The organism is Streptomyces sp. SID10853 (assembly GCF_010548145.1).
GTDB lineage: Bacteria > Actinomycetota > Actinomycetes > Streptomycetales > Streptomycetaceae > Streptomyces.
Window position 1 is genome coordinate 1 of the sequence record NZ_JAAGLN010000253.1, and the last position, 9,865, is coordinate 9,865.

At 71.6% G+C, this 9,865-nt stretch carries 11 protein-coding genes; 3 read left to right on the forward strand and 8 right to left on the reverse strand.

Annotated features, from left to right (window positions below):
* Window positions 1-209 precede the first annotated feature (209 nt).
* Entirely contained in the window at window positions 210-1,310 is a 1,101-nt protein-coding gene (gene dapC, locus G3I19_RS30800) for a succinyldiaminopimelate transaminase (RefSeq protein WP_164267010.1), read from the reverse strand.
* A 91-nt stretch (window positions 1,311-1,401) separates the two neighbouring features.
* The gene (fdxA, locus tag G3I19_RS30805; RefSeq protein WP_164267011.1) at window positions 1,402-1,722 is read right to left on the reverse strand and encodes a ferredoxin; all 321 of its coding nucleotides are present in this window, start codon (window positions 1,720-1,722) and stop codon (window positions 1,402-1,404) included.
* 113 nt (window positions 1,723-1,835) lie between these two features.
* On the opposite strand from fdxA, the gene G3I19_RS30810 reads away from it, so the two are divergent.
* Both G3I19_RS30810 and G3I19_RS30815 read left to right on the forward strand, forming a co-directional pair.
* On the forward strand, window positions 1,836-2,855 hold the full coding sequence (locus tag G3I19_RS30810) for a GNAT family N-acetyltransferase (RefSeq protein WP_164267012.1): 1,020 nt from the start codon (window positions 1,836-1,838) through the stop codon (window positions 2,853-2,855).
* Between the two features lie 17 nt (window positions 2,856-2,872).
* Window positions 2,873-3,715: a transglutaminase-like domain-containing protein gene (locus tag G3I19_RS30815; protein WP_164267013.1), complete on the forward strand. Its 843-nt coding sequence runs from the start codon at window positions 2,873-2,875 to the stop codon at window positions 3,713-3,715.
* Here the strand turns inward: G3I19_RS30815 and G3I19_RS30820 are convergent.
* Entirely contained in the window at window positions 3,708-4,541 is an 834-nt protein-coding gene (locus G3I19_RS30820) for an AraC family transcriptional regulator (protein ID WP_164267014.1), read from the reverse strand. The two genes, G3I19_RS30815 and G3I19_RS30820, sit on opposite strands and share 8 nt — an antisense overlap.
* A gap of 49 nt (window positions 4,542-4,590) precedes the next feature.
* On the opposite strand from G3I19_RS30820, the gene G3I19_RS30825 reads away from it, so the two are divergent.
* A complete protein-coding gene (locus tag G3I19_RS30825; protein ID WP_164267015.1) occupies window positions 4,591-5,070 on the forward strand; it encodes a DUF2000 domain-containing protein in 480 nt (159 codons plus the stop codon).
* A 56-nt stretch (window positions 5,071-5,126) separates the two neighbouring features.
* On the opposite strand, the gene G3I19_RS30830 is transcribed toward G3I19_RS30825, so the two are convergent.
* The 5 genes from G3I19_RS30830 to G3I19_RS30855 all read right to left on the reverse strand — a co-directional run.
* A complete protein-coding gene (locus G3I19_RS30830) occupies window positions 5,127-5,741 on the reverse strand; it encodes a response regulator transcription factor (protein WP_164267018.1) in 615 nt (204 codons plus the stop codon).
* Entirely contained in the window at window positions 5,729-6,829 is a 1,101-nt protein-coding gene (locus G3I19_RS30835) for a sensor histidine kinase (RefSeq protein ID WP_164267019.1), read from the reverse strand. The genes G3I19_RS30830 and G3I19_RS30835 overlap by 13 nt, the downstream gene beginning before the upstream one ends.
* 62 nt (window positions 6,830-6,891) lie before the next feature.
* Entirely contained in the window at window positions 6,892-7,632 is a 741-nt protein-coding gene (locus G3I19_RS30840; protein ID WP_164267016.1) for an ABC transporter permease, read from the reverse strand.
* Window positions 7,629-8,552 carry an ABC transporter ATP-binding protein gene (locus tag G3I19_RS30845; protein ID WP_164267017.1) on the reverse strand — a complete coding sequence of 308 codons (924 nt, stop codon included), beginning with the start codon at window positions 8,550-8,552 and terminating at the stop codon, window positions 7,629-7,631. Before G3I19_RS30845 ends, G3I19_RS30840 begins: the two co-directional genes overlap by 4 nt.
* Before the next feature lie 240 nt (window positions 8,553-8,792).
* Window positions 8,793-9,865, reverse strand: a 1,073-nt coding sequence (locus tag G3I19_RS30855) for a hypothetical protein (protein WP_239074943.1), incomplete at its 5' end; no start/stop codon positions are given.

The window sequence follows — 9,865 nt, forward strand, 5'->3', positions numbered from 1 at the left end:
GACACCGCGGGCAGCGCCGGCACCCTGGTCGGCGGCACCGCGCAGAGCGCCGGCGGCGCCCTGCCGTCCGCGGGCAAGCTGCCCGTCAACGGCCTGCCGCTCGGCCAGTAGGTCAAGTCCGTGTGCCGGACACCGCCCGGCACACAGGCGAGGGGCTCGGGGAGTTGGCTCCCCGGGCCCCTTCCGTATGCGGATCGCGGCGCGGCCGGCTACTGCTCGCCCAGCCGCTTCACCGCGGCGGCCACCCGCTCGTCCGTGGCCGTCAGCGCGACCCGGACGAAGCGCTCGCCCGCGACCCCGTAGAAGTCGCCGGGCGCCACCAGGATGCCCAGCTCCGCGAGGTGGGCGACGGTGTCCCAGCACGGCTCGTCACGGGTCGCCCACAGGTAGAGGCTGGCCTCGCTGTGCTCGATCCGGAAGCCGTGCGCCTCCAGCGCGGTCCGCAGGGCGGCGCGCCGGGCCAGGTACCGCTCGCGCTGCTCCGTCACATGGGCGTCGTCGCCGAGCGCGGCGACCACCGCGGCCTGTACGGGAGCGGCCGTCATCATCCCGCCGTGCTTGCGGATCTGCAGCAGCTCGCCGAGCACCGCGGCGTCGCCCGCGATGAACGCGGCGCGGTAGCCGGCCAGGTTGGAGCGCTTGGAGAGCGAGTGGACGGCGATCAGGCCCTCGTACGTACCGCCGCAGACGTCCGGGTGGAGCACGGAGACCGGCTCGGCCTCCCAGCCCAGCTCGAAGTAGCACTCGTCGCTCGCGATCAGCACGCCGTGCTCCCGCGCCCAGGCGACGATCCGGGCCAGTTCGTCCGCGCCGATGACCTGGCCCGTCGGGTTCGACGGCGAGTTGAGCCAGAGCAGCCTGAGCCCCTCGGGGTCCAGCTCCGTCGGGTCGTCGTACACGACCGGCTCCGCACCGCAGAGCCGCGCGCCCACCTCGTACGTCGGGTAGGCGAGCCGCGGGTACGCCACCCGGTCGCCGGCGCCGAGGCCGAGCTGGGTGGGGAGCCAGGCGACCAGTTCCTTGGAGCCGACGACCGGCAGCACATGGGTGTGCGCGACCTCGCGGGCACCCAGCCTGCGCTCGCACCAGCCGCTGATCGCGTCGCGCAGCCCGGGGGTCCCCCACACCGTCGGATACCCCGGCGAGTCGGCCGCCGCGGCGAGCGCTTCGCGCACGACCGGCGGGACCGGGTCGACCGGGGTGCCGACGGAGAGGTCCACGATGCCGTCCGGGTGGGCTGCGGCCGTCGCCTTGTACGGCTCCAGCTTGTCCCAGGGGAAGGCGGGGAGACGCGATGAGAGTGCGGACACGGGCTTCACTTTCTCGTACGTACGGGGTTTCACAAGAAATGCCGCGGTCCCGTACGGCGAAGATGCCGTACGGGACCGGGTCGCTACGGGATCAGCCGTTCTGCGGAGGAAGCGCCGCGATGAAGGGGTGGTCGCGCTCGATCAGGCCGAGCTTGGAGGCGCCACCGGGCGAGCCGAGCTCGTCGAAGTATTCGACGTTCGCCTTGTAGTAGTCCTTCCACTCCTCCGGGGTGTCGTCCTCGTAGAAGATCGCTTCCACCGGACAGACCGGCTCACAGGCACCACAGTCGACGCATTCGTCCGGGTGGATGTACAAGGACCGGGAGCCCTCGTAGATGCAGTCGACGGGGCACTCCTCGATGCACGCCTTGTCCTTGACGTCGACACAAGGCTGCGCGATGACGTAAGTCACGCTGTCGTTCCTCCTCGGTAGGGCTGCTCTGCGCGGGAGCGCGGCGTCGTCGATGCCCGCACCTAGTATCTCCGTTCCTGGGCGCGATCCGAACAGGAGGGGCGGAGAGAGCTGTGGAATTCACTACCGGCGGACGGCTCGAGGTCCGAATTACACCTGTTGACGTGGGCAAACGGGTATCAGTCAGGCAGCTGGCCAACGAGGCCGCACCAGGGGCGAAGTTCACCGACACGGTGGGTGTTCTCACATCATGGGACGCGGGTGTGCTGTCCATCACACAGCGGTCGGGCGTGTCGGTCCGTATTCCGGAATCGGCGCTCGTCGCGGGCAAGACCGTGCCCGCGGCCCCCGCGCGCAGGCGCGGCCCGTCGGCGACCTTCCCCGAACTGGCGCGGGCCATGGCGCGCGCCTGGCAGCCGATGGAGAGCGAGCAGCTCGGCGACTGGCAGCTGCGGGCCGCCGCCGGATTCACCCGCCGCGCCAACTCCGTCCTGCCGCTCGGTGATCCGGGCCGGCCGCTGGACGAGGCGCTGGAGCGGGTGCACGCCTGGTACGCGGAGCGCGGCCTGCCCGCGTACATGCAGCTCGCCACCGGGTACGAGGGCACTCAGGAGGTGCTCGCCGCGAGCCTTGAGGAGCGCGGCTGGACCCGCGAGGTGACCGCGCTGGTACGGACCGGGGCGCTGGCTCCGCTGGGCGATCCGGGCCGCCCGCTGGAGGACGCGGTCTCCCGGGTCACGCTCTCGCGGTCCTGCGACGCGTCCTGGCTGGCCCGCTACCAGCGCATCACGACACCGGATCCGGCCGTGCTCAAGGTGCTCGGCAGCGGCCCTTCGACGTGGTTCGCCTCGGTCGCGGGGACCGGCGGGGTGCCGGTGGCGATCGGCCGCTGTGTGACCGACGGCCGGTGGGCCGGTTTCATGGCCGTCGAGGTGGACCCCGCGGCCCGCCGCCAGGGCCTGGCGAGCGCCGTGATGACCGCGCTGGCCCGCCGGGCGCTCGACGAGGGCGCGTCGGCGGCCTGGCTCCAGGTCGAGGAGGACAACACCGGGGCCCGCGCGCTCTACGACGGCATGGGGTTCAGGACCCACCACAGCTACCACCACTACCGGCAGCACATCCCCACGGCATAGGCGGGTACGAGAGTCACATGGACGAGCAATCCACCGACTGGCGCCGGCAGTTCGCCGACGAGGCCCGCTCCGAGCGGCCCGACCTCGCGCTGCTGTGTCTGCTGGTGGGCACGGAGGCCGACCCCTCGCTCGGCCAGGACGGCATCGACACCGCCGAGATCGAACTCGACCGGCTGGCGGGGATGCTGCCGTACGGGCTCGCCGGAGCCCGCGCCTGGGCCGCCGCCCTCGGTGAACTCCTCGGCGAGCAGCACGATTTCAGGGGCGGCGCCGCCGACTACCAGCGGCTGGAGTCCTCGCTGCTGCACGAGGTGCTGCGGCACAGGCGCGGACTGCCGATCCTGCTCTCGGTGGTGTGGATCGAGGTGGCGCGGCGGGCCGGTGCGCCGGTGTACGGGGTGGCGCTGCCGGGCCACTTCGTGGTCGGCTTCGGCGATCCCGCCGGGCCGCGGGACGAGCAGGTGCTCGCCGATCCCTTCGGGGGCGGCCGCCTGCTCAGCGGCGAGGACGCGGGCGCCCTGGTCGCCGGGGCGACGGGTGCGCCCTTCGATCCGGCCATGCTCGTCCCGGCGGACCCGCTGGAGATCATCCTGCGCGTCCTGAACAACATCCGCGCCTGGGCCGCGGCCCGCCCCGAACGCACGGACGTCCAGCTCTGGGCGGTCGAACTCGCACTGCTGCTGCCCGCCCACCCGGCGCAGCTGCGCTATGAACACGCCCAACTCCTGGTGGAGCGCGGCGACTTCATGCGTGGTGCGGTGGAGATGGAGGAGTACGCGGAGGTGGTCGCCACGGTCGACCCGGCAACGGCCGAGACGGTACGGGGGCGGGCCCGGTCGGCCCGCGCGATGCTCAACTGAGGGGCGGCGGACCAGCGGGCGCCCGCGCCGCTCCCGTGCGGGCGTACCGGCCCGGTGCCACGCCCACCACACGCTTGAAGTGCCGTGTCAGATGGGACTGGTCGTAGAACCCGGTGGCCACCGCGACATCGCCGGGCAGCCGGCCCTCCAGCAGCAGCCCCCTGGCCAGGTCGATCCGGCGGGACGTCAGGTACTGGTGCGGGGTGATACCGAAGGCGGCGCCGAACGCCCGTACCAGATGGGCGGGGTGGGCGTGCACCTCGGCCGCGGCCTGCTGCAGTGTCACGCCCTGGACCAGCCGTTCGTCCAGCAGCGCCCGCAGCCGGTGGGCGACGGTCCTGCCGTCCTCCGCCGGGCGGCGCACCGTGGTGCCGGGCCGCAGATGTCCGCGCAGCCGCTCGCTGATCAGCGCCAGGCCGCTCTCCGCGGCCAGCTCGTCGCCCCGGGAGGCCAGGGCCGTGTGCAGCCGGCCGACGCTGCTGCGCAGCACCGGGTCGACCAGGTCGGGCCGGTCCACCGCCGCGCCGATGTATCCGGCGTCGAGCTGGGTCATGTCCAGGTAGAGCACCCGTTTGCGGAAGCCCTCCGGGGTGGCGGGCGAGCCGTTGTGCGGCACCTGCGGGGGCAGCAGCGAGACGGTGTCGTGCGGGGTGCCGTGCTCATGGCGGTCGAGGTCGTAACGCACCGCGCCGTCGTCGACGATCAGCAGGGTCCAGGCGTCATGGACGTGCATCGGGTAGGCGTGCTCGGTGAAGTGGGCGTGGAAGACCTCCACGACACCCGCTACGGGCGGGCGCCATGCGGAGATCTCCGGCTCGGGCACCATGCAAACAACGTACAAGACGCTGCTCAGGACCGTTGGGCAGTCTCTGGGTATGAGTACTGAGACTGCCTCCGCCCCCATCGCCGACACGCCCACCGCCGGCCTCCGCGACGGCGCGCCGGTCCGCTTCGACACCAAGATCGCCGTGCTGCTGCACGAGGACCTGGCGACCTGGCAGCGGCTGAATGTGACGGCGTTCCTGGTCAGCGGTCTCGGCCCGACGGTGCCCGAGGTGATCGGCGAGCCGTACGCGGATGCCGACGGCACGGCCTATCTGCCGATGTTCCGGCAGCCGGTGCTGGTCTTCGAGGGCTCCGGCGGGACGCTGACCACCGCGCACGCACGGGTCCTGTCCCGGGCGCTCCCCCGGGCCGTCTTCACCCGTGATCTGTTCGGTACGGGCAACGACCGGGACAACCGCGCCGCGGTCCGTGCGGTCGGGCGCGACCGGCTCGATCTGGTGGGCCTCGCGGTGTACGGACCGCGCAACGCGGTGGACAAGGTACTCAAGGGGGCCAGGATGCACCCGTGAAGCGGGGTGCGCCTGGGGAGGGGATGCGCGGGGGCTCGGGGCTCAGGAGACCGCGGTCAGAGCCAGCCCTTCTCGCGCGCGATCCGTACGGCCTCGGCCCTGTTGCGGGCCGTCAGTTTCTGGATCGCCGTCGAGAGGTAGTTGCGGACGGTGCCCTGCGACAGGTGCAGCGCCGCGGCCAGCTCCGCGTTGGTCGAGCCGTCCGCCGCCGCGCGCAGCACGTCGCGCTCCCGCTCCGTCAGCGGGTTCGCGCCGTCCGAGAGCGCGGCTGCGGCCAGGGTGGGGTCGATGACCCGTTCCCCGTCGAGGACCTTCCGCACCGCGGTGGCCAGCTGGGCCGCGGGGGCGTCCTTGACCAGGAAGGCGTGGGCGCCGGACTCCATGGCCCGGCGCAGATAGCCGGGGCGGCCGAAGGTGGTGAGGACGACGACCTTGAGCGCGGGCAGCTCGCGGTGGAGCTGGGCGGCCGCTTCGATGCCGGTCATGCCGGGCATCTCGATGTCGAGCAGCGCGACATCGACGGACTGGTCCCGGGCGGCGGCCAGGACCTCGTCGCCGCGGGCCACTTGGGCCACGACCTCGAAATCGGGCTCAAGGCCGAGCAGTGCGGCCAGGGCCTCCCGGACCATGGCCTGGTCCTCCGCGAGCAAGAGCCTGATCATGCACCGGATCCTATGGGGACGCGGACAGTGAGGGTGAAGCCAGGACCGGCCTGGGTATCGAGGGTGCCGCCGGCCTTGGCGAGGCGCTCGGCCAAGCCGGTCAGCCCATTGCCGTGCGGACCGGCCGCGGCGCCCCTGCCGTCGTCACGCACCACCAGTTCGAGGCTGCGGCCGTCCAGGGTCTGCCGGGCACCGAGCGCGACCGTGCAGTGGCGGGCGCCGCTGTGCCGTACGACGTTGGTGATGCCCTCGCGCAGCGCCCAGGCCAGGACGGCTTCCTGTTCCTCGTCCAGGCCGGCGCTCTCGAAGTCCGCGGGCACTTCGACGGGTACGTCGGCCACGATGCCCGCGGCCGACAGCGCCGTGCGGGCGCCCGCCAGTTCGCCGGGCAGGGTGGGCCGCCGGTAGCCGGTGACCGCTTCCCGTACGTCCGTCAGCGCCTGTCTGCTGACCTGCTCGATGTCCGCGACCTGCGCGGCCGCCTGCCCCGGGTGGTCCGGGAGCATCCGGCCGGCCAGCTCGGACTTGAGCGTGATCAGCGACAGGGAGTGGCCGAGCAGATCGTGGAGGTCGCGGGCCATCCGCAGCCGCTCCTCGTTCGCGGCGAGCTGGGCGACCGTGGCGCGAGCCTCCTTCAGCTGGACCGTCGTACGGATCAGCTGCCGCACCCCGGTCATCGCGAACCCGCCGAGCAGGGTGGGGATGAGCAGCGGCCCGGCCTGCTGCTCCAGATCGCCGCTGCGGACGGCGAGGAGACAGAGCAGCGCGGTGGACCCGAGAATCCCCCAGCTGGCCCGGCGCAGCGGCAGGACCGCGCCGCAGTTCACGGCGACGTACACGAAGAGCACGAGCCAGGGGGAGCCGAGGGCGAGGTTGAGCCCGACGGCGATGGCGCCGAGAGCCGCGGCCAGGGCGCTGTTGACGTACTCGGGATGGCGTGAGCGGCTGGTGTGCCGGAAGACCATGACGAGATACGTGCCGACGAAGACGGTCAGCCCGGCCCAGCCGAGCACCTGCTCGGCAGCCGAGTAGCGGCCGTCGAGCAGCGCGTTCAGCGGGGTGGCCAGGAAGACCAGCCAGATGCCGATCCACAGCATCTTCCTGGCGGCCTCCCGGCGGTTCTCGGGCACTCGGCCGATACCGACCGCTCGTTCCTCCTTCACGCCTTCAGTGTGTCCTTCCGGTACAGCCAGGCGGCGCCGCCCGCGAAGATCAGGAAGTACACGAAGAGGATGGCCACGTCCTTGATGTGCGGGGCGTTGCCCACCTCGATGGACTGGCCGAGACCGGCGTACGCGTGGGTGGGCAGCCACTCCGCGATGTTCTGCAGCCACTTCGGGAAGGACGTCGTGGGCAGCCAGAGGCCGCCGAGGATGGACAGGCCGAAGTAGATGATCATCGTGATCGGCCGGACCGCGTCACCGCTGGCGATGTATCCGATGGCGACCCCGAGCGCGGCGAAGACCAGACTGCCGGCCCAGATGACCCCGGTCAGGGCGAGCCACTGCCAGGCGTCGAACCGGACGCCCTTGGCCAGCGCCGCCACGATGAAGACGACGACGATGCACGGCAGCGTGACCACCGCCGCGCTGCCGATCTTCGCGATGACATAGCCGCGGCCCGGCAGCGAGGTGAGGCGCAGCTGGCGTACCCAGCCCTTCTCGCGCTCCTTGGCGATGCGCTCGCTGTTGCCCATGAGGACGGCGGTGAGCGCGCCGAAGGAGGCCATCGCGACCACGTAGAAGTTCTGCAGGGTGAGGCCGGTGCCGCCGATCTTGTCGGTCGACGACGCCCCGCTCGCGATGATCAGGTAGAGCATCGAGGGGTAGAGGATCGAGAAGAACATGAACTTCTTGTTCCGCAGGGTCCGGGTGATTTCGAGCTTGACCAGGGTCCTCATGCTGCTTTGGCCTCCTCGGCCTCGGTGATGGCGACGAATGCCTGCTCCAGGCCGAGGCCCGCGACTTCGAGGTTGCGGGGGTAGAGCCCGAGTCCGTACAGCGCGTGGACGGTGGCGTCGGCGTCGGACGACTGGATACGGACGGTGCGGCCCGACACGTCGAAGGCCGTCAGGAACGGGAGACCGCGCAGCGCGCCCTCGTCGATGGCGCCCTCCAGGTCGAAGGCGATCCGCCGGGCACCGGCCTTGGCCTTGATCTCGGACGCGGTCCCGTCGGCGAGCAGCCGGCCCTTGTGGAGGACCAGCACCCGGTCGGCGATGGCGTCCGCCTCCTCCAGGTAGTGCGTGGCGAAGAGGACCGTACGGCCCTGGTCGGCCTGTTCACGCATGGTGGCCCAGAAGGCGTGCCGGGCGGAGACGTCCATCCCGGTGGTCGGCTCGTCGAGGACGATCAGGTCGTTGTCCCCGGCTGTCGCCAGTGCGAAGCGGACCCGCTGCTCCTGGCCGCCGGAGAGCTTGTTGACCATGCGGTCGGCGATCTGGGTGATGCCCGCGCGGTCGAGCACATCGGCGACCGGGCGCGGGTGGCGGTGCAGGTCGCAGGCCAGCTGGACCAGCTCGCGGACCTTGACCTCCTCCATCAGGCCGCCGCTCTGCAGCATCGCGCCGACGCGGCCGTCCCTGATGGCCTGCTCGGGGCTGGTGCCGAAGACCCGGACGGTGCCCGAGTCGGCGTTGCGCAGTCCGAGCAGGAGGTCGAGCGTCGACGACTTGCCCGCCCCGTTGGGGCCGAGGAGTGCGACGGTTTCTCCGGGGTGCAGATCGAGGGTGAGGTCGGCTACGGCGCGTACCTGGCCGTAGGTCTTGTTCACCTGCTCGAAGCTCGCCACGGTGGTGGGCGGTGCGGTCGTCTTCGTCATGAGAACAGCGTCGCTCACAGGGGGTGCCCCGCGGCAGAGCCGCCTGTCGTGAGTCGACGATGACAGATGTCATAGGGGATTCATGACGGGCTGGTCCATGACGGGCCGATCGGTGACGGGCTGGGCCGTGACGGGCCGATCCGTGACGGGCTGGTCCATGACGCCCGGAGTCACGACGCGGCCCCCGCCGGTGTGGTCGGCGGGGGCCGGGTTGCCCGTACGGCGTGGCTGGGGCCCCGGTCAGCTCGGGTTGAGGCTGATCGTGGCGACGCGCTCCGTCGGCGTCTTGCCGAGCAGCGCGGTCTGCATGGCCTGTGCCACGTCGGTCGACGAGACCTGGTGCTTCTGGCCGTCGCCCTTGGTGATCATGATGCCGTCGAAGACGCCTTCGAGCAGCTGGTTGATCGCGGTCCGGTTGTAGACCTGTTCGAGCCTGCCGTTGACGGGCTTCATGGAGAGGATCTTGGGGAGCGACTTCTCCGGGCCGAACTGGATCTGCTTGTTGCCCGCCTTGATCGTGATCAGGCCGGACATCGCGGGCTTCGCGAAGTCCTTCATGGCCCGGTCGATCTCGGCCTGGGAGATCGTCGGCTGCCGTGCCACCACCGGGAGTTGGACGGTGTGCGGCTTCCCCGTCTGGACCTGTGCACGGAACGCGTCCCGGACGGCCACCATCGACTTGTTGACGTCCAGCGCCTTGCCCGCCTTGCCCGGTTCGGGAACGGCCTTGCCGGGCTCGAACTTGATCGTGCCCTCGGACGCGGAGCCGGACGCACCCGCCAGGTCGGTGAGCGCGACGCCGAGCTTCTCGTTGTCGGTGGGCAGGACCGGCTCGACCTGCCGTTGGCCGCCGAAGAGCGAACCGATCACCGAGACGGGGTTGTAGTCACTGCCCGCGGCACCGCGCACGGTGGCCTGGGTGTCCAGGGTGAGCCCCGCCGTGGCCGGCCTGAGTTCGGTTTTGCGGCCGTCGACGCTCAGCTGGATCGGGGAGTTGACCCTGGTGCCGAGCGTGCTGTCGAGTTTGTTGACGGCGTCGTCCCGGGTGCCGCCGCCGATGTCGACGCCGAGCACGGTGGTGCCCTTGGGTACGTCGGAGTGGTTCATCAGCAGCCCCGCGCCGTACGCCACACCGGCGAGCACCACGACGCCGACGCCGATGAGGCCCAGCTTCGAGCGGCCCTTCTTGGCCGGCGCGGCCGGCCGGACCGGAGCGGGCGCCGGGGTGGGGACCACGCCCGGGTGTTCGGACGGGCCGGCGGGGCCGGACGGGCCCGACGGGCTGTACGGCGAGGGGCCGTCGGAGAGCCGCG